Origin of the sequence: Paenibacillus sp. AD87, assembly GCF_001659845.1 — a bacterium.
Classification (GTDB): Bacteria; Bacillota; Bacilli; order Paenibacillales; family Paenibacillaceae; genus Paenibacillus; species Paenibacillus marchantiae.
Map to the genome: position 1 here is coordinate 3,527,699 of NZ_LXQN01000007.1, position 26,758 is coordinate 3,554,456.

20 protein-coding genes are annotated in these 26,758 nt (G+C 47.0%); 3 read left to right on the forward strand and 17 right to left on the reverse strand.

From position 1 onward, the window contains the following. Positions 1 to 380: 380 nt before the first annotated feature. On the forward strand, positions 381 to 1,613 hold the full coding sequence (locus gpAD87_RS15435) for a nucleotidyltransferase (RefSeq protein ID WP_064639096.1): 1,233 nt from the start codon (positions 381 to 383) through the stop codon (positions 1,611 to 1,613). A gap of 286 nt (positions 1,614 to 1,899) precedes the next feature. Here gpAD87_RS15435 and gpAD87_RS15440 read toward each other — a convergent pair whose 3' ends face one another. Further along, entirely contained in the window at positions 1,900 to 2,940 is a 1,041-nt protein-coding gene (locus tag gpAD87_RS15440) for a SepM family pheromone-processing serine protease (RefSeq protein WP_064639097.1), read from the reverse strand. Positions 2,941 to 3,143: 203 nt separating this feature from the next. On the opposite strand from gpAD87_RS15440, the gene gpAD87_RS15445 reads away from it, so the two are divergent. Continuing rightward, complete coding sequence (locus tag gpAD87_RS15445) at positions 3,144 to 4,400, forward strand: nucleoside recognition domain-containing protein (RefSeq protein WP_082935137.1); 1,257 nt, start codon at positions 3,144 to 3,146, stop codon at positions 4,398 to 4,400. Here the strand turns inward: gpAD87_RS15445 and coaD are convergent. From coaD to gpAD87_RS15525, 16 genes are all read right to left on the reverse strand, one after another. Then, positions 4,378 to 4,884, reverse strand: coding sequence for a pantetheine-phosphate adenylyltransferase (gene coaD, locus gpAD87_RS15450; RefSeq protein ID WP_090807427.1), 507 nt, complete (start codon positions 4,882 to 4,884; stop codon positions 4,378 to 4,380). The genes gpAD87_RS15445 and coaD overlap by 23 nt on opposite strands. 1 nt (position 4,885) lies before the next feature. Then, a complete protein-coding gene (rsmD, locus tag gpAD87_RS15455; RefSeq protein ID WP_064639098.1) occupies positions 4,886 to 5,497 on the reverse strand; it encodes a 16S rRNA (guanine(966)-N(2))-methyltransferase RsmD in 612 nt (203 codons plus the stop codon). A gap of 339 nt (positions 5,498 to 5,836) precedes the next feature. After that, positions 5,837 to 6,262 carry a hypothetical protein gene (locus gpAD87_RS15460; protein WP_064639099.1) on the reverse strand — a complete coding sequence of 142 codons (426 nt, stop codon included), beginning with the start codon at positions 6,260 to 6,262 and terminating at the stop codon, positions 5,837 to 5,839. Between the two features lies 1 nt (position 6,263). Further along, positions 6,264 to 6,563 (reverse strand): hypothetical protein, encoded by a 300-nt coding sequence (locus tag gpAD87_RS15465; protein ID WP_157258471.1) that lies wholly within the window; start codon positions 6,561 to 6,563, stop codon positions 6,264 to 6,266. 105 nt (positions 6,564 to 6,668) lie between these two features. Continuing rightward, on the reverse strand, positions 6,669 to 6,974 hold the full coding sequence (locus tag gpAD87_RS15470) for a hypothetical protein (protein ID WP_063564677.1): 306 nt from the start codon (positions 6,972 to 6,974) through the stop codon (positions 6,669 to 6,671). Between the two features lie 142 nt (positions 6,975 to 7,116). Further along, the gene (locus gpAD87_RS15475; protein WP_064639101.1) at positions 7,117 to 10,164 is read right to left on the reverse strand and encodes a glycoside hydrolase family 2 TIM barrel-domain containing protein; all 3,048 of its coding nucleotides are present in this window, start codon (positions 10,162 to 10,164) and stop codon (positions 7,117 to 7,119) included. Between the two features lie 174 nt (positions 10,165 to 10,338). Next, positions 10,339 to 11,169, reverse strand: coding sequence for a carbohydrate ABC transporter permease (locus gpAD87_RS15480; RefSeq protein ID WP_063564679.1), 831 nt, complete (start codon positions 11,167 to 11,169; stop codon positions 10,339 to 10,341). Then, positions 11,162 to 12,049, reverse strand: a complete 888-nt coding sequence (locus tag gpAD87_RS15485; protein ID WP_053783937.1) for a carbohydrate ABC transporter permease — start codon at positions 12,047 to 12,049, stop codon at positions 11,162 to 11,164. The genes gpAD87_RS15480 and gpAD87_RS15485 overlap by 8 nt, the downstream gene beginning before the upstream one ends. A 152-nt stretch (positions 12,050 to 12,201) precedes the next feature. Then, positions 12,202 to 13,485: an ABC transporter substrate-binding protein gene (locus tag gpAD87_RS15490; RefSeq protein ID WP_371121407.1), complete on the reverse strand. Its 1,284-nt coding sequence runs from the start codon at positions 13,483 to 13,485 to the stop codon at positions 12,202 to 12,204. A 373-nt stretch (positions 13,486 to 13,858) separates the two neighbouring features. Next, a complete protein-coding gene (locus gpAD87_RS15495; RefSeq protein WP_064639102.1) occupies positions 13,859 to 15,625 on the reverse strand; it encodes a cache domain-containing sensor histidine kinase in 1,767 nt (588 codons plus the stop codon). A gap of 19 nt (positions 15,626 to 15,644) precedes the next feature. Continuing rightward, positions 15,645 to 17,192: a response regulator transcription factor gene (locus gpAD87_RS15500; RefSeq protein WP_064639103.1), complete on the reverse strand. Its 1,548-nt coding sequence runs from the start codon at positions 17,190 to 17,192 to the stop codon at positions 15,645 to 15,647. A 407-nt stretch (positions 17,193 to 17,599) separates the two neighbouring features. Then, positions 17,600 to 20,683: a X2-like carbohydrate binding domain-containing protein gene (locus gpAD87_RS15505; RefSeq protein WP_064639104.1), complete on the reverse strand. Its 3,084-nt coding sequence runs from the start codon at positions 20,681 to 20,683 to the stop codon at positions 17,600 to 17,602. 362 nt (positions 20,684 to 21,045) lie between these two features. Then, on the reverse strand, positions 21,046 to 21,942 hold the full coding sequence (locus gpAD87_RS15510; protein ID WP_064639105.1) for an SMP-30/gluconolactonase/LRE family protein: 897 nt from the start codon (positions 21,940 to 21,942) through the stop codon (positions 21,046 to 21,048). Positions 21,943 to 21,957: 15 nt separating this feature from the next. After that, positions 21,958 to 22,620: an SGNH/GDSL hydrolase family protein gene (locus gpAD87_RS15515; RefSeq protein ID WP_064639106.1), complete on the reverse strand. Its 663-nt coding sequence runs from the start codon at positions 22,618 to 22,620 to the stop codon at positions 21,958 to 21,960. 99 nt (positions 22,621 to 22,719) lie between these two features. After that, entirely contained in the window at positions 22,720 to 23,508 is a 789-nt protein-coding gene (locus tag gpAD87_RS15520; RefSeq protein WP_082935138.1) for an alpha/beta hydrolase, read from the reverse strand. Positions 23,509 to 23,708: 200 nt separating this feature from the next. Continuing rightward, a complete protein-coding gene (locus gpAD87_RS15525) occupies positions 23,709 to 24,542 on the reverse strand; it encodes an AraC family transcriptional regulator (RefSeq protein ID WP_064639107.1) in 834 nt (277 codons plus the stop codon). Between the two features lie 133 nt (positions 24,543 to 24,675). Here gpAD87_RS15525 and gpAD87_RS15530 point away from each other — a divergent pair, with 133 nt between their 5' ends. Then, positions 24,676 to 26,703: a beta-galactosidase gene (locus tag gpAD87_RS15530; RefSeq protein ID WP_064639108.1), complete on the forward strand. Its 2,028-nt coding sequence runs from the start codon at positions 24,676 to 24,678 to the stop codon at positions 26,701 to 26,703. Positions 26,704 to 26,758 lie beyond the last annotated feature (55 nt).

A 26,758-nucleotide genomic window follows, 5' to 3' on the forward strand; every position in this document is an offset into this window, starting at 1 on the left:
TATGTAATCTGACGATTCATCGTTAAAAGTATTATGAAATTGACTTAACAAACAAAAATCATTATACCGATTTTTCAAGACGTTTGTCAACACTTTTAACTTTACACCCTTTTTGAAATTGACGATCCTAATCCGCATTCGATCTCTGATACATTATAGGCTTACTGTAAGTTAAACTACAAGTCATGCATTTTGAAGGCGGGTTCGGGCTATATCGATCTGAAGGATTCTTTTCTTTTTCGTTGTACACACTGCGATATGATTTGAACAAAGGTATATCCATGTCCTATTATGGAACAAGATGAGCTCACATATTATCGGGCTAGGAAGAGAAAGATTGATCCCCATTTGAATATTTACCGAAAGGAGCGCGTTCTCATATGAAAGCCGTTGGCGTCATTGTTGAATATAACCCTTTACATAACGGACATGTCTACCATCTGAGTGAAGCAAGGCGGCTCAGTGGAGCAGACGTTGTTGTGGCTGTGATGAGCGGCCCTTTCCTCCAGCGCGGCGAACCCGCCATCGTGGGCAAAAGGGCACGCACTGAGATGGCGCTGCATGCTGGCGCCGATCTTGTGCTTGAACTGCCGGTTGCCTATGCTGTACAACCGGCCGAGTGGTTCGCCTTTGGTGCGGTGTCACTTCTGCACCGCACAGGCGTGGTGGACTCGCTCTGCTTTGGCAGCGAGTCCGGCGACCTGGACAGCCTGCAGCGCATTGCGCGCGTGCTGGCTGTGGAGCCCGCAGGGCTGCGCGAGGATATCGCGCGCCGCCTGCGGGAAGGCGCCAGCTACCCCGCCGCGTACGCAGGTGCGGTGGCAGCGCTGGCGCCTGGCGGCGTCGATGCAGACGACGCCGCTGCACTGCTGGGGCAGCCCAACAATTCGCTTGGGCTGCATTACCTGATCGCGCTGCAACGGCTGGGCAGCGCGATCAAGCCCTATACGGCGGCGCGTACCGGTGCCGCGTATCATGAGGCGACGCCCGGACCGGGGGCGATCGCCAGTGCAACCGCCGTCCGCCGCCTGCTGATGGCGGACGGGCCCGAAGCCGCCGCGCCATACGTGCCGGCGGCAACCCTTGCCATTCTGCGGCGCGAATGGCAGGAAGGCCGCGCTCCCGTGCACTGGGAGCGCTTTGCACAGCCGCTGATGCACATCGCGGCCACACGTCGTGCCTCCGAGCTGGAGCAGATCGCCGAAGTCACGGAAGGACTCGAACACAGGCTGAGCCGTACACTTGCTCAGCTCCCGGAGCCTTCAGTCGAGGCGTTGCTGAACGCACTTAAAACGAAACGGTACACACGCACAAAGCTACAGCGCTTGCTGACCCATATCCTGCTGAATCATACCAAGGCCGAATGTTCGCCCGAGAAGCTGGCTGAAGGGCCAGCGTATCTTCGAGTGCTCGGGTTTAATGCACAAGGGCAGGGCCTTTTGAAACAGATGAAAAAGACGGCTTCTCTGCCCGTTCTGCTGAAACCATCAACCTTTGTCCATAACCAGTTGGAACTGGATGTACAAGCTCAGGCAGCATATGCACTCGCCTGTGAACACATCGATACACGCATGATGTACAGCGACTACTACGAACCACCTGTGAGACTTTAACTCTACGTTCAGTCATATCCATAGCTGGTTCAACATAAACGATTTCGAAGCCCCAAGTTCAATGGATCGACTCACAAGTTTTTGCGGGAGCCAACGCTTACGCATAGATTGATGCAATCCTGATCTACGGGTATAAGATTAATCAAACTCTGTTGATGATGCGTTGTTTAATATCGACTACTCAAACAAAATCCCCCTATCGCACACCGATTCGGCATCGTTGCAATAGGGGGATTTCACATCATTCTCATATTGGTTCAAGCATTATTCGTTGCGAATAATTGTTTTAGGATTTGACAGACAAGGTTTTCAGATAAGCCAGCGCATCATCCACTGTGCTGACAGGGATGAGTTTCATTTTGGTGCCAATCTGTTCAGCCTTAGTTTCAGCTTCTTTATAATTATCCTTCGGCACAAAGAAAAACTCCGCTTCTTTCCGATCTGCCGCAACAATTTTGTGCACAACGCCACCAATTGCGCCAACCACACCTTCTTTGTTAATGGTGCCTGTGCCAGCAATCCGGTGACCTTTCGTCAAATCTCCAGGGGTCAACTGATTGTAAATCTCCAGGGTGAACATCAGTCCGGCAGATGGACCACCTACCTGAGTATCCGTGAAGGAAATCTGTTTATCCGGATCTTCTGCTTTCACTTTCTGAACCGCACCGATCATGACACCCAATGCCGGGCGAACTTCACCGGTTTTGCTGTCTTTCACTTCAATCAGTTGAACGTCGCGGCTGATGGTCTCTCCGCCTCGCTCTAATTGCATCTCAACCGTTTCTCCGACCTTTTTGTTCTTTAACTGCTCAGACAGCACTGTATTGTCCGGTGTTGCCGTTCCGTTTACACCCAAAATAATATCTCCGGGCTCAATATCTCCCTTAGGTTTTGGATCTTCGGACAGCCCAAATACAAAAATATGCTCAGGAACAATGGAGTATTTCACTCCCGCCTGCTCATAAGCCGCCTCCATTGCCGAGGATTGTGAATCACTCATGAACCAGACCTGTTCGGCAGAATATTCTGCTTCGCTTTTGCCACGCAGCCGATCTTCTTTTTTATCCACTTGTGCATTTCGGTTAAACAAGGAGGTTCCTAGCAAAAACACATTGGCGTATGTTGCCGACACTGTCGTCATCATAAACACACCACGTTCTTCCTTATCTCCCTCTTTCACGGTAACCATGGGTTTTACTTCGTCGGCACTACCAGGCATATAAATGATATATGGCGTTGGCATATATACCGCAACATAGACGACCAGAGCCACCACGATCACAAAGATCGAAGCTCTGAATCCGCCAGATTTCCGAATCCGATTCATTGCATGAGCCCCCGTTCTTTGCGTATCTTTCAATAATTATAAGTCTAACACTCTCATGCTTTTGCATACAATGGTACAGGCCGGATAGGCCGCTGTTTACAGTAGCTTATCCGGTCAAGGCCGAAGCGTCCACGGACGTCATTCGGCCGTCCACAACTAATCCTGGCCGAGTGTATGCGGCACGATCCATATGAGGTGAAACAATGACAATGCAGAGCGAAGTTACGGGCTCTGGACCGTTACGAACGGTACTTATGAGTACAGGCGCTTTATTGCTGGTAATTGCAGTAGTTGTATCTCCGAAAGATGCATTCGATGCCTCTATTCAAGGTTTAGACATTTGGTGGAAAATCATCTTTCCTGCCATGCTTCCATTTCTGATGTTATCCCAAATGCTGACTGCATTCGGCTTTACCCACGCACTTGGCGTCTTATTAGGGCCATTAATGCAGCGCTGGTTCCGTCTGCCGGGCAAAGCCGGACTGGCCATTGTTGTCGGCATGTGTGGCGGCTTTCCGGCAGGAGCAGATACCGCCTCCCGCCTAGTGCAGGATCAACAAATTACCGCCAAACAGGCGGGTATTGTCGCATCAGCATCTCATTTTGCCAATCCATTGATGATTATACTTGTCATCGGTGCAGCTTTTCTTCATCAGCCTGCTGCTGGATATTTCCTTCTGATCGTTCACTGGGTTAGTGGATGGATTGCAGCCATGATCGGAGTACGACTCCTACCCAAGGAATCAAAAGGGGAAGAATTCCCAACTGCAAACCCTTCTTCGTATAAACGACGGAGCCTAGGGTCACAAATGATACTTGCAGCCCGCGAAGCCCAGGAACGTGACGGGCGCGGGTTCGGCAAATTGCTTGGTGACACGGTCTCCCAAGCTGTACAAACTTTAATGATGACCGGAGGATATATGATTGTGTTTGCCGTGTTTGTTCGGCTGCTCACTCTCTATATCACCCCCGGTACTTCAGTTGCTTTTTGGCCCTCACTGCTGGAACTGCATCTCGGAACTTATCACCTGAGTCAGAGCCCACTGACACCCGTTCTGCTAGTGTCTTTGCTTGCAGCTGTTCTCGGCTGGGGTGGTCTGTGCTCTCATCTGCAAGTCTCCGCCGTGCTGAAAGCTGCGGGACTTGCCACAACGTCCATGTTGTATTTTGCCGGAATCCGCCTGCTTCATGCATTGGTTGCATTTTTCATCAGCTTGCTGCTGTGGCTGCCATTCAGCCGTTACAGTTCCGAAGTCTGGGCTACGTTTCAGAACAATCCGGGCAATGGTTTGACACCTTTCCTAACCAAGCAGTCCCTGGTAGGCATGAACACCTCCGACATCATCGATGCCGTCTGGAATGGTTTCCCTGTTGCCTATATCGGTCTGGCATTGCTGCTCACCGTCATGATCTGCCTATCCGGGCTGACCTTCTGGTTTAACCGCCGGTTTTCTCGCTAATTTTCTGACGCAGCGCAGCTTCCACTTCAGGTGAGACCAGATCGGTGACATCTCCGTGGTAGTGGGCAATTTCCTTGACGATGCTGGAGCTCAGATAAGAATATTTAGGATTGGTCATCATAAAAATGGTTTCCGCATCCGGATTTAACTTGCTGTTCGTCGAAGCCAGCTGAAGCTCATATTCAAAATCCGTCACCGAGCGGATACCGCGGACAATGACCTGAGCATCTTTTTGCCGTACATAATTTGCCGTCAGATCACGGAAGCTGTCCACCTCCACATTAGGCAGATGACTCGTGACTTCCGTAATAAGACTCTTGCGTTCTTCCACCGTAAATAATGGATTTTTGCTCATATTATTCAATACAGCCACGATGACGCGATCGAACTGCTTCGACGCCCGGGCAATAATGTCCAGATGGCCCATAGTTACGGGATCAAAACTGCCTGGATATACGGCAATTCGTTCCTGACGATGTATCATTTCACTCATGAGGAGCCTCCTCTTCTGCTGCGCTAGGTTCTCCATCTTCTGTTGTTGCAGTAGGTGCATAATAATAGATGGATACAGCTGTCTCCCCATACAATGCCTTGCGCGTTTGTTCAAACGGGCCGAATTGCTCAGGGTAACTATATTTGGATTCATATTCAAGCACAATGGTCGCTTCCGGTTCAAGCAGATCCAGTTCGTGCATCGTAAGCATTAACTCGTCCCCATTTTTCATACGGTAGGGTGGATCCAGAAATACGAGATCAAATTGTGTGTTTCGCTTGGCGAGCGCCTTCAATGCACGACTGGCATCATTCCGGTATATGGCCGCCTGATCTTCCAGCTTGGTTGCTTTCAGATTTGCACGGATCACTTCAATACTTTTCGATTCCAAGTCAACAAAAACAGCCTTGTCCATGCCGCGGCTCAGCGCCTCAATACCGAGACCTCCACTGCCTGCAAACAGATCCAATGCTGTACCGCCCTCAAAATAAGGGCCAATCATACTAAACAACGCTTCCTTCACCTTGTCGGTGGTCGGCCGCGTCCCTGTGCCAGGAACAGCCTTCAGCGGTCTGCCTTTCGCACTCCCAGATACCACTCTCACTGATGAGTCACCTTTTCTCTCTATGTAAGTTTATTGATAAAGCTATCGTACCACAATCGGGTTCAGTTTGAAAAATAGTGCGTCTGCTTTCTCTCAAGAAAATTGTTGACGCAATTGTTAACGGATATGTATAAAAAGGAAACTTTCCGGCCATCCTTTAATTATCGACATCACAAGTGTCGTAGACAACCGCGGAGAAGACTTACGTTTCCCCATAAGCTCTTCGTCCGGTTTCTCCTCTCCCATGAAAAAGAAGCTCTCGAAAGAGGGCTTCTTTTTGTTATCTTTATTATGTACCATAACCCCATTGACTAATTATAAAACCGCCATCAGACAACCCTATTCCCGATATTCATCCATACTGGCCTCTAATTCGGATTGTAACCATCCAATTTCTTTAAGCCATTCTTCCATGTCATTCATAAATTCCGTATGATCCAAGTGTTCGATCTTATATTTCTTCAGTTTGTCGCTCAGAAGAGCATAGAAATAATGACTCAGCTCATATCGCTGTCTGCTTTTGCTAGACGTTTTATACTGATCCTCACTGACCGTCATATCAAAGTAAATCGTATTGTCCTTCTTAGCGTATCTGACCGTCGATTTTCTCTCATATTCTTCAGGCAGACATCTGAAAACAAAGAACAGCTCAATGCCACACGCTTGATATTTACGTTCTGCTTTGTCAAACACAGGCTGTAATTCATCCGAAAGTGCGGCAACCTGTGTTAACCCTGAGGTGTCTGTCGACTTATCCAGTATCATATTAAAGTCCCTCTTTGTTCATCTCTTTGCTCATCTCTCTGTATTTCCGATTTGAACGGTGTAGGTTAATCATTGAAACCATAAGGAGAACTACAAGCAGCAACATATTCCATGACTGATTCTTAATCATCACAATAGCAAAGAACACCATTGCTGCCCATACCAATATTTCAATTGTTTCATACTTGGTTAACGTGCGCTTGAATGCTTTTCTGGAAATAAGACGAATTAGGAAATAAGCGATTAAGCAATAGAATGCGACCATTCCGAGTATGGCAATCAGGGCCAACAACATCTCCATGAACATGCCTCTCATCACCTCTCCACTTCATTTCCTTAATTTTACCATATGAGCGAAAGAGTGTCATAGGAATGCTCCTGCCTGAACTCTCACACCGTCCCTCATTTACTTCTCTTCACTAATCACTGTCGCGTTATAGATCACAATCCGTTTGCCATCCAGATCAAAAAGCACCTTATTTCCATACTCCGTATCTTGCAAATCAATCTTACCCTCATACGTATGAATCAATTCCCCCGAATTACTGTATACGTTAACCACACGCTCCAGACCCCCGGAGTTGTTGGACCGCATCGTTTTCAGCGCACGTTCACCTGAAGCCGTATTAAAATACCAGATGAAGCATCCCACAATGATGCCTAGTATAACGAGTACCGTTACCCATACACCCGTCTTTGCTTTTCTGCTCAAAATAAACCCCTCCTTTATCCATGTCCAGTACAGTACGAGACAGGTACGGTAGCGGTTTCATAGCTCATCATCTGATAACAGCAAACAGAGGCCCCCAGTTTTGGAGACCTCTGTCCTTTAGCTACATTTTTATATAGCGCTATTACAGCGCACGAATGACAAATTCAAATTGCAGTTCGCCGTCCGAGGCGATGCGGTACTCCGGATGAACCGGTGCGCCCCAGCTATCGTCACCACCTACGCCCATTTGTTTGCCGGCTACCGTTACAACCGTATAATGCACCGGAGGCAGCTCATATGCATGTTGTGCATTCTCCAGCTCAAATGCCGTATATGGGGATACATTCAGCTCGACTGGAACTCCAGCCGATTCAATTTTAAAGCCACGTCCCGCGTTGTCGGTCAATTTGGCCCAACGTACACCCGTACGGTTGCCCGACTCTTGCGGTACAAGATATGGAGCAACGGTATCTGCTACCTTGCTGTCATGGATACCCAGACGAGCGCCAAATGCACGGTCCGCATAATTTTCTTCAGGTCCCATCGCCAGCCATTCCACATTTTCAAACTCCGGAGATGTCTTGAAGGAGAGCGCATGAATCGGAAGATCTGGCAGACCTGCCGTTCCTTTATACGTATTATGCACATGCACACTACCATCTGCACGGACGGTATAAGCCACTTTCACTTGTACATCTGCCGAAATATTAAGTTTGTACGTGAATTCGATCCGATATTGATCCGTGTTTTGTTCCGCTTTCCAGTTCACACATCTAGGCAGCAGACTTGAAGCATACCAAGCCCCAAGCTCGAAGCCCATAGCAGTACCCTTATCATTATCGGTGGTCGCACGCCAGAATAATGGCATTGGAGGCTGTGCAATCGTCTCTTGACCTGACAGCTTCAGGGATACCAATGTTCCGAAAGCCTTGGAGAACAGGACATGGGTCTGACCTACCCTTACCCCGATATTAACGTCCCCTTCAACGACCTGAATTTCATTTGTCAGGTTCAGATCGGACTCCACAATTTCCGACTTTTCCTGAGGAAATACAAACTGTCCAAAGGCAACTTCCTCGCCTTTTTCTGCCCACAATGTTGCTGCTTTTAATACAAACGCGGTATTCACTGCGTATTCCCCGCCAGTAAGAGATTCCACATCAAGTGGAAGTTTCACAACGGTCTCGCTTTGTGGACCCACGTTTACCTCCAACGTTCCATGCAGCACTTCGTGACCTTCCCGATCCAGACTGTATACCAGTTCGAATTCAGATGTGTCTGCAAACAAATTATCGTTAACGATTTTCACGCCTTCCCGATCCGGGAACAGCTTGAGGTTTTGGTACAGGAATTTGACTTCCTGCATCTTGGCAGACACTCTGCGGTCTGCGTACACAATGCCGTCTCCACAGAACGAATAGTCCGAAGGACGATCACCGAAATCTCCGCCATAAGCAAGGAACTCTTTGCCGTAACGATCTTTTTTGTATATGGCTTGATCAATGTAATCCCAAATGAATCCGCCCTGATACATCGGATACTTGTCTTCGAGTTCCGTATACTTATGCATACCGCCAATGGAGTTACCCATGGCATGCATATACTCACAGCTGATATATGGTTTTTCCGGATTCGCGTTCAAGAATTCCTCAATGTCGGCCGGTTTGGCATACATGCGTGATTCCATATCGCTCGTATCGTTGAAGCGACGATCGTGGAACACACCTTCATAATGAACAAGACGTGTAGGATCAGCCGATTTGAAATATTGCGAAACTTTATAGATCACTTCACCACCATGAGACTCGTTACCACAAGACCAGATCAGAATGGACGGATGGTTTTTATCCCGCTCCACCATCGACACCGCACGATCCATAACGATATCATGCCACTCTGGACGGTCGCCAGGAATAACCCACGAAGGCTCAACTGCACCCAGTTTTTGCCATGATCCGTGTGTCTCCAGGTTCATTTCATCAATCACATACAATCCATATTCATCACACAGTTCATACCATAGGCTTTGGTTTGGATAGTGAGATGTACGAACAGCGTTCATATTGTTTTGTTTGATCGTCTGAACATCCCACAGCATATCTTCCTTGGTTACAGCGCGTCCGCGACGCGGATTGAATTCGTGACGGTTTACCCCTTTGAAGACAATACGTTTACCGTTGATGTGCATCACTTTATCGATCATTTCAAATGTACGGAAGCCAACGGCCTGAGGTACAACTTCCAACAGCTCGCCTGCTGCATCATATACTTGAATGTACAGACGATAAAGGTAAGGAATCTCCGCGCTCCACAGGTTTACTTGGCCAATCTCCTCACGAAGGCTCACCAGACCATTGGTAACTTCGATACCACCAAATGTTTTCACCGTGTTGCCTACAGCATCCCGCAGTTCAGCCTTCACTTTGGCTCCAGCAGCAGCTTTTCCTTCAAGCTTCAGATCCACGTTTAACGTACCATGGGTATAAGACTTGTCCAGATCCGTCACAACCCGCACATCGCGAATATGCGCAGCCGGCACAGTATACAGATACACATCTCTGAAAATGCCGGAGAACCGCCAGAAATCCTGATCCTCCAACCAACTGCCTGTGCTGCGTTGATACACTTCCACAGCCAGTTTATTCTCTCCGTCCTGGAGGAATGGTGTCAGATCAAAATCGGATGGGGTAAAGCTGTCTTCCCCATACCCGACAAACTGTCCGTTAAGCCATACATAGAATGCAGATTCTACACCCTGAAACGAAATATATACCGGACTGTTCTGCCAGCCTGTTGGCAAATGGAAAGTGCGAATATAACTGCCTACCGGGTTTTGGTCCTGCGGCAATGCAGGTGGACGCAGATCGTTTAAGCCATCCCAAGGGTATTGTGTATTTACGTATTGGATCTGACCGTATCCTTGGAGCTGAATATGCCCCGGCACTTCAATATCATCCCAACCGGCACTGGAGAATTCCTGATTGTAAAAAGCTTCGGGGCGGCAATCCGGACGGATCGCATAATTAAATTTCCACGTTCCGTTAAGATTGTAGCGCATAGTCATTGCACCGGATGCTTTCGCTTCTTCCATAGTACGGTAATAGCGATGATCCGAGTAAGCGTTAAGGCGGTTTACTTCAAAAACGCTTACATCGCCCAGCCAGTTAATATCTGCATGTGTTGCTTTCATTCGGCTCTCTCTCCCTCTTGAAACAAATATATTTATTACTTATTCAGTGCAGATTCTTATTTTCCTTTTACGAAACAAACATAAACAAACAGAAAGACAGAGGCACGCCATGTCTGGCGTCCTCTTCTCTCTCTTCTACATTGACGTCCATTCAGACGGTTTAATGATGATGCATTACTTAACGGAACCAACCATACCTGCGACAAAGTGTTTTTGCATAATGAAGAATACAATGGCTGTTGGTAATGTCGCGATGACGATGGCGGTCATGATGACACCATAATCCGGTGAATAGCTGGAACCGAGGTTCGAGATTAACAACGGAATCGTCTGTTGGTCTGGCGTTTGCAGCACCACGAGAGGCCACAGGTAGTTATTCCAGCTGCTCATGAATGTGATGATCGCAGCGGCTGCATATGTTGTTTTCATCGTTGGCATGTAGATCTTCAGGAAGATCCCAATTTCGCTCAAACCATCAATCCGGCCAGCTTCAAGCATCTCTTTCGGGAACATTTTGGTGTTCTGACGGAAGAAGAAGATTAGGAACGCCGTTGTGATGGTCGGCAGAATAACTGCGGCCATGGTGTTGATACCGATGAACGGTGCAAAACCAGAGATCGTAGCAAACATCCGGTATAAAGGAACCATCAGCGCTGCGAACGGAATCATCATCGACAGCAACAGAATGTTAAATACGATATCACGTGATTTCGTCCGATATACTTCGAATCCATAACCGGCCAAGGAACCAATCAGCAAAGCAAGAATCGTGGAAATAACGGAAACAATCGCCGAATTTCCAAGAGCCTGTACCAGATTGGTTGAATCCAGCAATTTGTTGAAGTTATCAAGGAAAGCCGATCCAGGAAGCAGTCTGCCTTTGGTGACATCTACAGAAGCATTGGTCGAACTAACAAGCATCCAGAAGAATGGGAAGATGGACACAAATGCAACGATGGACAAGAAGACATATGTGAATATACGTTTTGCTTTTGCTTTAGCCATTTCTCTCACCTGCCACTTTGAACTGGATAATGGACAATACGATAATCATCAGCACGATGGAATACGAAACGGTTGCCGCATATCCGAAGTCCGGTGAATATTTGAACGAAAGGTTATAAATGTACTGGGAGATGGACATCGTCGCATTACCCGGACCACCTTTGGTGATGTTCATAATCTCATCGAAAATTTGTAATGTACCAATCGTCGATGTAATGGAGGTGAACAGGATAATCGGTTTGAGCAATGGAACGGTAATTTTGAAAAATTGCGTGAAAGCATTTGCTCCATCAATCCGTGCAGCTTCATAGATCGACTGATCAATGTTCTGAAGAGATGACAGATAGAAAATCATGTTATATCCGGTCCAACGCCAAGTAACAGCGATTATAATCGTAATTTTAGCCCAGAACGGGTCAGTGATCCATTGAATCGGTTCAGCAATCACGTGCAAATTCATCAGGAATTGGTTAACCATACCGTCAGAAGAGAACAGATATTTGAATACGACAGAGTAGGCAACCAATGAGGTTACGCAAGGCAGGAAGATAGCAGTACGGAAGAAGCTACGGAAGCGTAACGTACTGTCATTCAATAAAACGGAAATAAACAAACCGAGAATAATCATGACAGGCACTTGAATGATCAAGTACAGAAATGTATTGGATACAGCAGTTCGGAACGTTGTATCAATGAATAATCTTTTATAGTTATCCAGGCCCGTAAATTCAAGATTGGCTCCTACACCCGACTTGAACGATAAGAGCAGCGCTTGCAGCATCGGATAGAAGTAAAATGCAACGATCCCGATAACAGCGAGCGATATAAAAGCCCATCCAGTCAAATTATTTTTCTTTTGCAGACTGTCTCCTGTATTCATGGCTTTGGCTTTCACAGTATGGCTCCTCTCTCTCCGTGTAACATGGATAGAACCCAGGGAGCCTCCACCATGTCCGGGTCGGCTATTGCTTGTGCCAGACAGTGGAACGGCTCCGATGCTTCCTTGGGTTCTATAAGTTACCGTGGATCATCTTAGTTTAATTGTGCTTCAGCTTGTTTCTGTGCATCAGCCAGAACGTCATCAATCGCTTTGCCGTTCAGGAAGTTTTGCATTTCAACAACCAGAATGTCCTCGATGGCATATGTGTTGATACCGTAGTTTACGCTAGGGATTTCTTGTGTCCACTTTGCAAAATCAGCAAACACTTTTTGTCCACCGAAGAACTCGTCGGCTTTATCAAATGCTTCGCCTTCTGCCGCCGGTTTGTACGTGCCGATTGCACCAATGTTGTTCAGCAAATCTTGATACAATTGTTTATCAGAACCGAATGTTTTACCCATGAAGTCAGCCGCTTGGTCTGCACCAGCAACATTATTCATGACGTACCAAGAGCTGCCACCCAAGTTGGATGCGTGTACAGAATTCGATTGTCCAGCCATTTTAGGAAGTGGTGCTACCGCCCATTTGCCGGATTGGGATGCTTCTTGACGCACGGATGGTGTAATCCAGTTTCCTGTAGGAATGGTAGCAACATCACCGTTGTTGAATGCTGCCACGAATTGGCTCCAGTCAGAGTTCAACTTAACGATATTTGCATCCATCATTGCTTTGTACGTTACAAATGCTTCTTTCAACGCTGCATTGCCAGCCAGATCAGGTGTTTTACCATCTTCTTTGGAATACCATGAACCTGCGGATTGAATCATCATACGGATCAGACCCAAATCGTTAGGATCAAGTGTGATCAGATCTTTGCCCGTTTTGGCTTTCACATCTTTACCGATTTTGATGTAATCATCCCATGTGATGTCCTGAAGGTCAGCTGCTTTGTAGCCTGCTTGCTCCAGCAAATCTGTTCTGTAGTAGAGACCTGTTACACCAGAGTCAAACGGAACACCAAACTGTTTGCCATCAAAAGCGGTTGGTCCCAGTTTGTACTCTGCGAAATCGGAAGCTTTGATTGTAGAGGACATATCTTTAAATGCATCAGGGTAAGCGTTCAGGAAACTTTGTGCACGGTAATCTTCAATCAGAACAATGTTCGGAAGGCCGCTGCTTGTTCCCGAGTTCAAACCTGTATTCAGCTTTTGGATAATGTCAGCTTGAGCATATTCAATGATATTGATTTTCAAATCAGGATTTTGTTTTTGATAGGCTTCTTTTGCTGTTTCTAATGCAGCGACGTTAAACGCTTTGTCCCAAGCCCAGATCGTAATTTCATTAGCGGTTTTTTCACCCTCACTTGCCTTGTTCCCTCCACCACCGGAAGAACATGCAGACAACAGCAGGACAGTAACGAGCATCAGTACCCACATTTTTTTCAAACGATTCAACTCCCCTTCGACCTCTTTGTGTGTAATTTGTTTGCGTTTTCTGAAAGCGTTTGCTCTCGATGAATTCATCTTATCATTCCCAAATCTTCATTCGTTAGTAATAATTTTGTGTTGATTTGTCATCTTATTGCCACAATGAAAACCTTTACAGAAACCGCTTGCATTAAATTTGTTTTTTTGTAATTTCTTTTGATTTTGTACTTTTTTGATCTGAATATTTTACAAGTCTGGCTGAATTCTTACGCTCTGAGCACCAAAAAGGCCCTCCCGTGTTGTCATCGACAACCCAGGAAGACCTTCTATAAAGCCACCTTTTCATAAAAATAACGACCTTGTATTCACTCAAAAGCTATTATTAGCTCGTAATCAACGGAAGTGTAACAGTAACCCTTGTTCCCTCTCCCGGTTTGCTCATTATGGTTACACCATAAGGTGCCCCGTACAATAGCTCTATGCGATCATGTACATTCCGGATACCAATACCACTAAACAATTGCCGATTATTCTTCGGATTGGGCAGCGACTCACCCATGGAGAATCCCTCTATTCCGTCCCCGTTATCCATAATCTCGCATATTAATGACTCACCGGCTCTGGAGACCATCACATGGATGGTGCCTGTTTCCTTGGAAATGAATCCATGGAAGAAGGCATTCTCGATAAAGGGCTGAATCACCAGTTTGGGTACATGATAATGTGTACAATCCGGAGCTACGTAGAAGGCTGCTTTAATGCGCCCTCCGTATCGGACATGATTAATGAATACATAGTTTTTCAGGTTTTCGACTTCTTGCTCCACCGTTATCGTCTCACTCACATTACTAATCGTATTCTGCAATAAGGAGATCAGCGCATTGATGGTTTCGGCAGCCCTATCCTTGTTGCCTTGCTGAACCAGGACTTTCACGGAAGCCAGGGTATTGTAAAGGAAATGAGGATTAATCTGACTTTGCAGCGCTGCTAGTTCGGCATTTCGTTGCTCTCGTTGTGTAAGTACCAGCTGATCCACATAATCATGCAGTTCGTCCAGCATGTAGTTATAGGCATGACCTAACTGTCTACTCTCATAACTTCCGCTGACTGGTATATAGTTGTCCAGATCACTTTTGGTTATATTGGACATCTGCTTCACAAGTCTGCGCAGCGACTTCGTGATCTGATTCGTAATAAGAAACACCAGTATAAGTGCTCCTGCTACAATGGCTGCACAGATCAGAGCGATCGTCTTCATGTCAATCAGCTGCCCCATCGCGAGATCCTTATCGACCACATTTACGATATAAAACCGATAAAATGGTAAGTACTCGGACAATACCACACTGTCCTGATCCATGACCCGCGCATTTACACCTTTTACACTTTCGTTATTCATTTCTCTGGCATAGGTCAGCAATTCGAGTTGAGTGGTGCCGATCCACTCTTCACGATTGGACGATACAATCTCACCCGCATCATTCAGGATAACCACATCATTGCCTCTGCTCGTGAAGCTACTGTAGAACTGACGAAATGCGTTCTCTCTCATGGTGACATACAACGTACCATAGAGTCGGTTTTCAGCACGATCCGTCAATGCCTTGGTCGCTGAGATCATCTGCTGGGCAGTCTCATCATTCGTCTGATAGTCGTCAAAAATAATTCGATTTGGACTGGCCGCTGCTTCCAGCGTAATCGGCTGCTCTTTCAATTCATCCGCTGATAAACGAAGATGAGATCGATCGGTGGAATACGTACGTCCATTAATACCGCTAATCGTTATACCAACTTCATAGGACTCCGTAATCGATTGAATCCGGTCCATCGTTTCTCTCATATTATAATAGGATTTTGCCATCGTGAGGGAGTCACCCTCCCCCTCAGACAGATAACCACGAATTGCCCCGCTTTGGCTAACATTATTGGATACAGCAGCAATCGCATCGTTAAAGGATTCAAAGTTCGTTTTAATCTGGCTAAGTACCTTGGAGTTCGTAATACTGAACGTCTCGGTAAACAGCTTGGTCGACATATGAATTGATGTCCATAGAATGAGCACGGAGACAAGAATGATGCTAACGAACATAACGAGGAACAGTTTTGGGAAAAGTCCAAGCCTTGAGAATGCATTCATCCATTTCTTCATTTATTTCTTCCTTCTGACGTTATGCCCAGAATTTTCGCCGGTATCGGCTCGGTGACAGTCCGGTAAATTTTTTGAACACCTTGCAAAAGTAACTGTGGTCGGAATACCCTACCATGCTGCTAATTTCGGAAATGGTAACATCGTCTGAGCGGAGGAGTTCCTCTGCCTTTTCAATCCGAATTTTATTCAAATATTCGTTAAAGCCTTCTTTTTTGTGTGAAGAGAAATAACTGGACAAGTACGATGGATTAAAATGAAAATGCTTGGCTACTTCGGCAAGTCCGAGTGGCTGATCAAAGTGCTGATGCATATATTCCAGCAGCATTTTCATATTCGGATCACTTCGTCTTGCGCCCTCTCCAGTGGTGCACTCCTGTACCTCAGCCATGAACTGATCCAGCACATTCATCGCTTCTGTTAGACTAGAGGCGCCATCCACATGTTTGAAATAGGCATACTTGCTCTCTTCCAGTGCAGCGGACTGCACATCCATATCAGCCAAGGTAATGGTTACGTTAAAGATCAGATTGCCCAGAAAGGACTTAATTTCAAACACATCCGCAATATAATCCCGCCCCAACGTAAGGGCATGCTCCTGCAAATATTCTCTTGCGGCTTCTGTTCGATTTCGCTTCACATGCTGCAAAAACATGTTCACATTGAACTGATATCCTGCAGGGTGAAGAGGCGGAAGTTCGCCATACACCAGAATAGATCGGTCCTCATAATAAAAGCGATACTCCATTAGCTTGATCAGACGTGTTCGATATACGTCCCCCATCTCTTCAAATGAAGAGAAGCTGTCGCTCAGCACCCAGCAAGGTCCGTCCTGCCCGTCCTTATTCTCGCTCGCCAACTCCTTAATTCGCTGCACCATCCATTCATCCTTCGCAGGCTCAACATTAAGGAGCACCACTGGCGAGGTACCTTCGGCCGGAACGATTGCGCACTCCACGTCGGGGAGCAGATCCCGTAACCTGGACTCCAATTGCTCGTTATCCAGTTTGTGCACACGTACTTGTGTATCCTGCGGCTTATATACGAGTAAGCGGAAGCATCGGTGAGGAAACGTCTCCCTAATCATAAGCAACTCATTATCCTCATCCAACGTAAAACCGGACAGCATTTTCTCCATCAGTTGTCCGAGCCTCCACCCATCATGAGAAGGCTCAAACTGCAATTCGGGAATTTTGCCAGCCGTACGCTGAAGTACTTGTAATAATTCATTGGTATCCAGTTTGGGTTTCAATATATAGTCTGCTGCTCCATTCTGGAGCGTTGAACGTACATATTCAAATTCACTGAAGCTGCTAAGTACGATAACCTCAATCTGCGGATGACTGGCTTTTAACGTCCTGACAAATGTTTCCCCATCCATCACAGGCATTACGATGTCCGTAATGACAATATCCGGCTGTAATGAGTGTACCTGTTCAAGCCCTTCTTCCCCGTTGGAAGCTTCACCTACAATCTGAAAACCTTCAGCTTCCCAGTTCATATGGTGCTTAATGCCTTGCCTTACAAGAAACTCATCGTCAACAATCAGCACCTTACACAACCGGTTCATGACCCTTGACCCCCTTGTCTAATCTTTCTTCTATGTCTGTTCAAGATATACCATCATATATCGGATAGAATGGCATCCCCGTGTTAGCGGTTACATTAATTTAAAAGTTTTGTACTTCTTTTTATATCTCAAAACGAACGTTTAAGCAATGGTAGGCATTTTGCATAAATCCATAGAGCGACTTTCAATCAGCAAGATATAGATTGAAATGCATCTATTCGTCTTTATCTTGTACCCGGGAGTGAGTTGATTCGAATAATGCAAAATGCTAACGGAAAGTCTCTTTAGTGTACACTATATTTCGACAAAATAAGAAGCCTCGGCGCGCCATGAATCATTTTCGGCGAGCCAGGACTTCTTATCGATGTACGTTTAAATTAAGTCATACTTTCATTTCAAGTTCAGGTCTAAGGTTCGATCCCCCATTGAAGACTTCCGGCAATATATCCCGTTACTTTGTTCCAGTCAGTATAGGCTGTTTGACTTGGAGCAAACGAATAATCATCCGTCTGAGTGTAGTTGGTCCAGTCTGTTTTGGAGAAACGTGCCTGAATTTCAGTACTTTGCCCCGCTGCCAATGAACCCGCAGAAGTTTTGAAACCAATCTCCAGCACGGAATCTGCTCCGGTCACTGGGGTCGACAGCGCGCTAAACGCCCCTGTAACATTGTCGTTTCCAGCTGTTGCCCAGTCACAGAAAAAGTTTTGGGCTTGAGCGCCATTGATCGTATAATAGTAACGAATTTTGACGTCGGAAAGATTAATGGCCGAAGTACCTGTATTCGTTAATTTGATCTTGGGATTAATCGAGTTCCCCGTTGCTGAAGTCGTTCCATTGAACATCTCAATTCGAATGGCTCCTGCGGGTACAGCCGTCGTGTCTTTGATCGTCAGATTCAGAATCGCATCATTGCCTGCACTGAAATGAAAGGTTAACGCCGCGCTTCCCTTGGACAAAGAAGCCAGATAGGTTTTACTCAACACGACCTGATTGCCCGATAATGTGTAATCCGTACCTGAAACCAGCGTTGTATTGCCATTACGTATTGCACTAAGCGTGTTTCCGTTCAGTGTCAACGTTACAGGAATATCTACCTGATTGCCTGTATTTTTATCAAATTCCGCATTCACTGGTGTGATGGCCGAACTGGTCACCGGAGTCTCGCCTCCACCTTCTCCACCGCCATTGTTCCCACCAATACGGTCAGCATATAAAATGCCTCGTCCATTCGTACCCAGATACACTCTTCCATACAAACGTGGATCACCTGTAATCGTGGTCACACGTGCATATTGATGCTGATTATCGTTAATCCGTACCCAATTCGCCCCGCCGTCATCGGAACGGAAAAATCCACGTGTTCCATCAATCTTAGCAATCGTGTACAGCGCGACTACGTTCTGCCCAGGTGCCGCTTTACCAAAACCGATGCTGTCCGCTTCCTCCACATTTGCAAGCTTGGTAAAGGTCGCTCCTGAATCGGTGGAATGCCACAGACCATATGGCCCTTCCTCTTCACTGCCGCCTGCAAACCAAAGTTCGCCTTCCGTTCCTGGAACAGCGTCCAGATCCGCGTTACCTTCAACCGGAAGCCCAGTTGCCGCAGATGCAGTGAAGGAGGCACCACCATTGGTGCTCACATAGACTTTACCGGCAGCAAATCCATAGAATTTGTTCGGATTTACCCGGTCGGAGATCACTTTTGCCTGTACGGGTATACCTGAACTCGCTGTCCATGAGTTGCCGCCAGTGGAATAATGCACACCCTTGTCCGACGTGCTCCATACAAGTCGATTACCATTTGCCGAGATAGCTACGGTTCCTCCTCCGGTTGTACCGGCAGGCTCTGCGTTTGCCTTATACCACGTGGTCCCACCATCGCTGGATAAACCAATGGATTTTGCATTCGGATCAGCAGTATAGTCTGCTTTACCAACGCGAACCATGGTATTCGGACTTAACTCTGCAAAATCCAGACTTTCCGTAGAAGAGTAGTTGGGGCTGGTAAACATCGTAGCTGGTGACTGATCCAGATTGTTATGACGGAATCCCGAGACATCCCCTACCCCACTTAACAAATGTGCACCGCTTGGCGGGCTGATCAGATCCAGAACCGCGATCTCCTCGACCCCTTTGGCCATCACTGAAATATTGATTTTGTTGCCGTCATCCCAGTCTGTCAGATTTTTCGTGCCGTAGATGGTCGCACCTGTTCCATACATCATGCGGTCAGAGTCAAACGGGTCAATCTCCAGATCGCCAATCATCCAGCCCAGCTTTGGAGAAACTTCAGGCGGTGCAGGATTCGTCCCAAAGGTCAACCAAGGAGCGGCCGAAATATCCTGTGTATAGCGCATTTTACGGTTTGGATATCCTTCAAATTCCCAAATGCGGGTCCAAGTAGCTCCACTGTCCGTACTGCGGAACAGATTCGCGTCAGGCCACCAAGAGTTGAGGGTTGCCACCATCAGTGTACCAGGATGCTGAGCATCTACAGCCAGTCCGCCGTATCCAAAATAATTGTCCGAGCTGCTGCTCGGCACTGGACTAATGTTGGTCCATACCCCTGTAGTCGTATTTAGTTTCCAGAGGTCTCCCTTTTCCCCATCATAAGGGCCTGCACCATCGCTATATGAAATATAGAGATTTCCATTGGCATCCAGTTCTCCGTGATGAGGTAAATACCCTGTAGGCTGTCCAGCAACAGCAGTCCACGTTGCGCCTCCATTTGTACTGCGGTATATGCTTTGATTTTTGTCGGCTACCCCGACATAGATGGTCTGTGTTGCCTGTCCAGCAGAACCTGTTGATTTGTCAAACGTGATCCAAGAAAGACCCACGATGTCACTGGTATATTCATAAGACGGGTCTTCCACATACGTACCCGGATTCGGGAAGCTCGTTACTTTGTTCCAGGTTACGCCGTAATCCGTACTTTTCCAGAGTCCGTTGCCACTGCGTGCACCAAAATACAAAATGCTATTTTTATTCGGATCAACGGTCAGGCGTTCCCCCATGGAACGTCCCGGCATGTTACCGCCGACTTTGAACGGAAGAGTGGTGGTCTGCCAAGTATCACCGCGGTCCGTAGAGCGCAGGATGGAGCCGTTGTTTTTGTCCCATGAATTCGTGTACGTGCCGACAGCCATATACACTCGATTCGGATCAACCGGGTCTGTTGCCAGCGCATCGACACCGTTTTTGTTCCAGTCATCCCAGCCGACAAAATCAGTAAGTGGAATCCAACTCTCATTCACAGGATTCCAGCGATAGGCTCCCCCGATATCCGTCCGGGCATAGATCAAATCTTTCTCTGACTCATTGAAAATAATTCCCGGCACAAAACCGCCACCAGCCCCGGTCACGACATTTTTCCACTGGTATGAATCACTCGGTGCCGCATCTGTTGTTCCAGCGAGTACTCCCAGCGAAACTGCTGCAACAGCAACCGTCAAACTCATCACCCGCAGCTTTCCCAAAAACGTTTTCATAATTACTTAGCCTCCTCTTCAATATGTTCATCGCATCCGGTAAACCCCGCTGTGTCATCATGTTGATGAGTGCAGTGTCAGACATTTAATGCATTGGAACAGGCAACCAGCCCCACCTCCTCTCCAATTTTATAAAACGCTTTCATAAATAAATTTCGATTACCATTCATTGGATTAACCTTGCAATAAATAACATTCGATGGCAATTAAAAAACCCCTTCTGCCCAAATTCTATTTTTTGTATTTTTTTCTGCATATCGCTTTTGAAAACATAAAAAAAGGATGCTGTTTAAACAGCACCCTTCTCCATTGATAAATATTTTATAGACGAAGAACAAAATTCTAGTAACACTGTCCTTCATTTATTTCGTATCCGACTGTGCTCCCCCGCCAAAAGCGTAAGTTTTCTGCCCTTTCACACCCGGTTTAATTACAAATAGAGATCCAGCATTCGGCGTCTCCGTCAGCCGCTCTTCTCGAATACCGATTCGGGCAGTCGTAATATATAAGTCCTCCAACTCCGGCCCTCCGAAACAGCAGGATGTCACCTGATCTGCAGGTACCTCAATCTGTTGCATCAGCTCTGCTGTATGCGGATTCCAGCGAGTAACTCTTCCTCCGCCCCAGTGGGCAACCCACAGCATTCCCTCACTGTCTACTGTCATTCCATCCGGATAGCCAAATTCCTCCGGTATAGCAATTACACTTGTCCGGTTCGTTATCTCTCCAGCAGCCAGATCAAAATCAAAACGGTCAATGGATCGTGTCGGCGTATCAATGTAGTACATCTTCTGTTGATCCGGGCTCCAGCCCAAACCATTGGATGTGGATACATCCCTGAACAACATTCGAACAGGCTGTCCTTCCTCCAGGCAATAAAATGCCCCTGCCTTGCTTTCATTGTTCATGCTCATCGTCCCTGCCCAGAAGCGTCCAAGAGCGTCACACTTCCCGTCATTGAAACGGTTGTTGTCTTTGCCTTTCTCCGGATCTTCAATCGGCTGTAACTCTCCCGTGAGCAAGTTATAGCTGTGGAAGCCACTGCGCAAAGCAACGACAACCTCATCATCATGGTATGGCACAACCGCACCTACATGCTCGCCAACATCATAAGTCCGATCTTCTCCTGTAGCTGGAACGTATACATGGATCTTGTAGCTTTCAATATCCACCCATAATAATCGATTGTGTTCAGCATCCCAGCTAGGACCTTCGCCCAACAGTGCCGGGGTATGTACTGCAATGTTCAAATCGCTCATGCCATCACGTCCTTTTTAAGATTTGACGCCGCCTGACCATTCGAAACCAATGGCATCCAAGAACGCTTTGGAAAGCACCATATGGCCTGTTGCATCGGGATGAACCCGATCGTAAGTCAGCACAGACGTATAGAAATGATCCCAGAATGGAGTAAATGCAGCCTGTGTATCCACGAAAATGGCGTCATATTCAGCGGCTACTCTACGAACAGCCTCACCGTATATATCCATCGTAGCCCGCATCGGATCTTCCGGATTGGCTTCCAAATAATAAGGAGACATCAGAACAAGTCCTTTCAACCCAGGACGAACAGAAGCAACCAGATCTCGTAGTGTGGATTCATACTCTTCCAGAAAAACTTGCGATTCTGTGGATAACGGATTGTCAAATTGACGCCATACATCATTGATCCCGATCATAATCGTTAGCCAATCCGGTTTGAGATCAAGCACATCACGGTCCCAGCGCTGCTTCAAATCCCGGATTGTATTCCCACTATTACCCACATTCTGAATCCGCAGCATCAATTCCGGATAGATGGAACGCAGCAAGGCATACACTTGCGCCACATAGCCGTGCCCCAGTCCAGAACTCCCTTCACCAACAGGATGTTCACGGCCACAATCTGTGATTGAATCTCCGATAAAAAGCAGCTTATCATTCTTTTGCAATTTCATTGTCGTTTTCTCCTTCGCTCTCATAAGCGTTAAAATATGTGAGATCACTCGTATTCATATTTCATATTCAGGAAAGACATAGATCAGCCAAGTGCCGGGTTACCACCCTTGATTCTTAAGCCAGGTCAGGCACAGATCAGACCAAGCCCGAACGGCATGGTCATCCTCTGCCAATCCCAAACCATGTGAACCTTTTTCAAATACATGCAAGTCATATGGTATACCGTGTGCACCCAGGGCAAGCGCGTAACGCAAACTGTTTTCTACAGGGACCGCTTGATCATCACTCGTATGCCAGATGAATGCTTCAGGAGCGTCGGCTTTCACCTGCTGCTCTGCACTGAAAGCCTTGATCTGTTCAGCAGACACATCTGACCCAAGCAGATTTTCACGAGAACCGGCATGTCCATAGGAGTCCATTGTAATTACCGGATAACAAAGAATAACCCGATCCGGGCGTGAACTCTCCCTTTCAATTGGGTCTTCGTGATCTGGTTGACCCTCGTCATACAAGGTTCCCAACGTGGCTGTAAGATGACCGCCCGCCGAGAAACCAAGTACGGCAATTTTGGAAGGTTGAATACCATATTGCTCGGCATGAGCCCGTACATAACGAATCGCACGCTGACCATCTGTCATGGGTGCCGGATGCTGGTGGGGCGCCACACGGTACTTCAGCACAAATGCGCTAATTCCCGCATGGTTCAGCAATTCAGCGATTGGCGCTCCTTCATGATCGGCCAAAAATCCATAGCCCCCACCCGGACATATAATGACAGCGCTCTCGGAACCCGGCTGAATAAATGGAATCAGATGGGGCATTTCATCCTCATGACCCTTGGCCGCATAAGGTGCTGCATGGTCCCACAATGGTATAGTTGTTGTCACTTCTATCATCCTCTCTAAGTTGAACGGATACGTTGATTCTTATAGTCATTTTCCAATCTAAGGAATCGATATCATCATAACGGGTAGCACCCTTACGCATCAATACCTTCCTGGCATCACTTTTTATTCAATTTGTAACAGGTTACACGGAATCCTCATGCTTGAACAGTGTTTTATAGCACATTTATACCTCAGAATGATTAATATAACGTTCGATACTGCTCCGGAGTTACGCCCTCAATCCGCCGAAACGTAGCCACAAAATGACTCGCATCCCGAAAACCAACCTTCGCTGCCGTTTCCTTGACGGTCATTTTGCTGTCCCCTGTCATCCATTCTTTGGATTTGCGAATACGAAGGAGAATGAAATAACTGTAGGCGGTCATGCCAAAGGATTGTTTGAAAAGGGTATTCAGATGCCTAGGCGTAATGCCTGGTATGGCTGCCATCTGTTCAAGGCCGATTTCGGGATCGGCATAGTGTTCATTCATAAATGAAATTAACGGAGCCAGCCGTTCCACCGCATGGGAGATAGAAGAACGACTGCCCGTCATGCCATGTTTTTTGAGCAAAATCAGAAATCGGTACATGTCCGCTGACGCTTCCAACCCGGATAAATCCTGGTCACTGCTGATGGAACCCAGCACTTCCCTGCCATAGTATTCAAGCGGGCTCTCTGAATCCCACTGGTGAAGGGCTGCCTCCCCCAAACCAAGCGACTCTGTAATGGCCGGGCACTGGGCGCCTCCAAATGTAATGTAAAGTGTCTCCCATTCTCCTTGCGAACGTACATACTCGTGCGGCTCATTCGGCGGTAGCAAAATGCCGGAAGTCTCTCCCAGAAGTACAGTTGAACCTGCAAACTTAAACTCTCCAGCTCCCTTCACCGTCTGAAGCCAGTGATAACAAGGATATCCGGCAGATCTGTACACATTCTCCTGATTGCCGTTATACCCTATACTTTCGATGTAAAGCGGAAGTGGCTGATCCCGCGGGGTCATAAAATAGCGCCGATGATCGGGTGTGATGAGCATAGGGATTCTCTCCTTTGAACAAAAAGCAAAATTACAGTTCCATATTCTTATATGTTTCATTACTTTTCTTATATTTTAAAAGTCATACCCATCATATAGTATAGATTTATTCTTATACAAGAGGTGAACACATTTGATTAGCAGCAAGTTACCCAAAATGTTCTACGGCGGCGACTATAACCCTGAACAATGGGATCATGAGACTCATCTTGAAGATCTGCGCATGTTCCAATTGGCAGGTATTGATATTGCGACCATCAACGTATTTTCATGGGCACTGATTCAGCCTGATGAAGTCACTTATAATTTTGAAGGACTCGACCAGTTAATTAACAGTCTCTATGAAAGCGGCGTTTACATTTGCCTCGCGACAAGCACTGCTGCCCATCCAGCATGGATGGCGAAGAAATACCCGGATGTACTGCGTGTGGATGCAGATGGACGTAAACGCAAATTCGGTGGACGGCATAACTCCTGTCCGAATAGCCCAACTTACCGCAAATACTCCGAGAAAATTGCAGACAAGCTGGCGGAACGTTACAAGGATCACCCGGCTGTGCTTGTATGGCATATCTCCAACGAATATGGTGGCGACTGTTATTGTGATAACTGCGAGAAAGCGTTCCGTGTGTATCTCAAAGAACGTTATCAGACCCTGGAGCAGCTCAACAAAGCATGGAACACCAATTTCTGGGGGCATACATTCTACGATTGGGATGAGATTGTACTGCCAAGTAATCTGAGCGAGCACTGGGGAAACAACAATTCCACCTTCCAGGGCATCTCACTTGATTACTCCCGCTTCAACTCCGACAGTATGCTCGATTGTTACCGTCTGGAATATGATGCGATCAAAAAACATATCCCGGATTCGGTCGTTACGACCAATCTGATGGGATTCTTCAAACAGCTGGACTATTTCAAATGGGCTAAATATATGGATATCGTCTCCTGGGACAGCTATCCGGGTCTTGCGACTCCGGTAAGTTTCACAGCTATGGCTCATGATCTGATGCGTGGATTGATGGACGGACAGCCGTTCATGCTCATGGAGCAGACACCAAGCCAGCAGAACTGGCAGCCTTATAACTCATTGAAACGCCCCGGCGTCATGCGTCTGTGGAGCTACCAGTCCGTTGCCCATGGTGCGGATACGATCATGTTCTTCCAGCTCCGCCGCTCTGTAGGCGCTTGCGAGAAATATCACGGTGCAGTCATTGAACATGTAGGACATGAGCATACCCGTGTATTCCGTGAAGTCGCGGAGCTGGGCAAGGAGTTACAGTTGCTGGGAGACAAAACGCTGGATGCTACTGTGGATGCCAAAGTCGCGATTGTGTTTGACTGGGATAACTGGTGGGCAATCGAGAAATCCAGCGGACCTACGGTTGCACTGAACTATGTAGATCAAATTCACAAATACTACGCTGCCTTCTTCCGCCGCAACATTCAGGTGGACATCGTTAGTGTGGATACCGATATCAGCAAATACGACATCGTGCTCGCTCCGGTGCTCTATATGGTTAAACCAGGCTTTGCGGCCAAACTGGAGAAGTTCGTTGAAGCAGGTGGTACATTCCTGACAACCTTCTTCAGTGGTATCGTCAATGAGAGTGATATCGTAACAACCGGGGGTTATCCGGGTGAACTTCGCAAACTGCTCGGTATCTGGGTTGAAGAAATTGATGCACTGCTGCCTGAGCAAAGAAACCGTATGGTCATGAAAGAGGCTTATGGCGATCTTCAAGGAGACTATGGTTGCGGCATGTTGTGTGACTTGCTGCACAGTGAAGGTGCAGAGATCATTGCCGAGTATGGAGACGACTTCTACAAAGGCATGCCTGCGGTAACCCGTAACACATTTGGTCAAGGTGAAGCCTGGTACGTAGCTTCCGACCCGGAAGATCGATTCCTGGACGGCTTGCTGGGACAACTGGCTGCAACCAAAAATATTGCTTCTCTTCTGGATACTCCGGAAGGTGTCGAAGTGACTGCTCGCACCAAGGATGGACAACAGTACCTGTTTGTCATGAATCACAATGCTACCGCTCAATCCTATGATTTGGGTAAAGCAGAGGCTCATGATTTGCTCACAGATCGGTCCCTTTCAGGTACGATCGAGATTGAAGGACGCGGTGTACAACTGCTTGAAATGAAATAATATTCGAAAATCGATGATACAACATGTTACATGGAGATCGCACTGATCGTTATTT

What these genes read in the sequence shown, in the direction of transcription:
- gpAD87_RS15435 (WP_064639096.1), top strand. Translation starts at nt 381, where the DNA reads ATGAAAGCCGTTGGCGTCATTGTTGAATATAACCCTTTACATAACGGA.
- gpAD87_RS15440 (WP_064639097.1), bottom strand. Translation starts at nt 2,940, where the DNA reads ATGAATCGGATTCGGAAATCTGGCGGATTCAGAGCTTCGATCTTTGTG.
- gpAD87_RS15445 (WP_082935137.1), top strand. Translation starts at nt 3,144, where the DNA reads ATGACAATGCAGAGCGAAGTTACGGGCTCTGGACCGTTACGAACGGTA.
- coaD (WP_090807427.1), bottom strand. Translation starts at nt 4,884, where the DNA reads ATGATACATCGTCAGGAACGAATTGCCGTATATCCAGGCAGTTTTGAT.
- gpAD87_RS15460 (WP_064639099.1), bottom strand. Translation starts at nt 6,262, where the DNA reads ATGATACTGGATAAGTCGACAGACACCTCAGGGTTAACACAGGTTGCC.
- gpAD87_RS15465 (WP_157258471.1), bottom strand. Translation starts at nt 6,563, where the DNA reads ATGGAGATGTTGTTGGCCCTGATTGCCATACTCGGAATGGTCGCATTC.
- gpAD87_RS15475 (WP_064639101.1), bottom strand. Translation starts at nt 10,164, where the DNA reads ATGAAAGCAACACATGCAGATATTAACTGGCTGGGCGATGTAAGCGTT.
- gpAD87_RS15480 (WP_063564679.1), bottom strand. Translation starts at nt 11,169, where the DNA reads ATGGCTAAAGCAAAAGCAAAACGTATATTCACATATGTCTTCTTGTCC.
- gpAD87_RS15485 (WP_053783937.1), bottom strand. Translation starts at nt 12,049, where the DNA reads ATGAATACAGGAGACAGTCTGCAAAAGAAAAATAATTTGACTGGATGG.
- gpAD87_RS15490 (WP_371121407.1), bottom strand. Translation starts at nt 13,485, where the DNA reads ATGTGGGTACTGATGCTCGTTACTGTCCTGCTGTTGTCTGCATGTTCT.
- gpAD87_RS15495 (WP_064639102.1), bottom strand. Translation starts at nt 15,625, where the DNA reads ATGAAGAAATGGATGAATGCATTCTCAAGGCTTGGACTTTTCCCAAAA.
- gpAD87_RS15500 (WP_064639103.1), bottom strand. Translation starts at nt 17,192, where the DNA reads ATGAACCGGTTGTGTAAGGTGCTGATTGTTGACGATGAGTTTCTTGTA.
- gpAD87_RS15505 (WP_064639104.1), bottom strand. Translation starts at nt 20,683, where the DNA reads ATGAAAACGTTTTTGGGAAAGCTGCGGGTGATGAGTTTGACGGTTGCT.
- gpAD87_RS15510 (WP_064639105.1), bottom strand. Translation starts at nt 21,942, where the DNA reads ATGAGCGATTTGAACATTGCAGTACATACCCCGGCACTGTTGGGCGAA.
- gpAD87_RS15515 (WP_064639106.1), bottom strand. Translation starts at nt 22,620, where the DNA reads ATGAAATTGCAAAAGAATGATAAGCTGCTTTTTATCGGAGATTCAATC.
- gpAD87_RS15525 (WP_064639107.1), bottom strand. Translation starts at nt 24,542, where the DNA reads ATGCTCATCACACCCGATCATCGGCGCTATTTTATGACCCCGCGGGAT.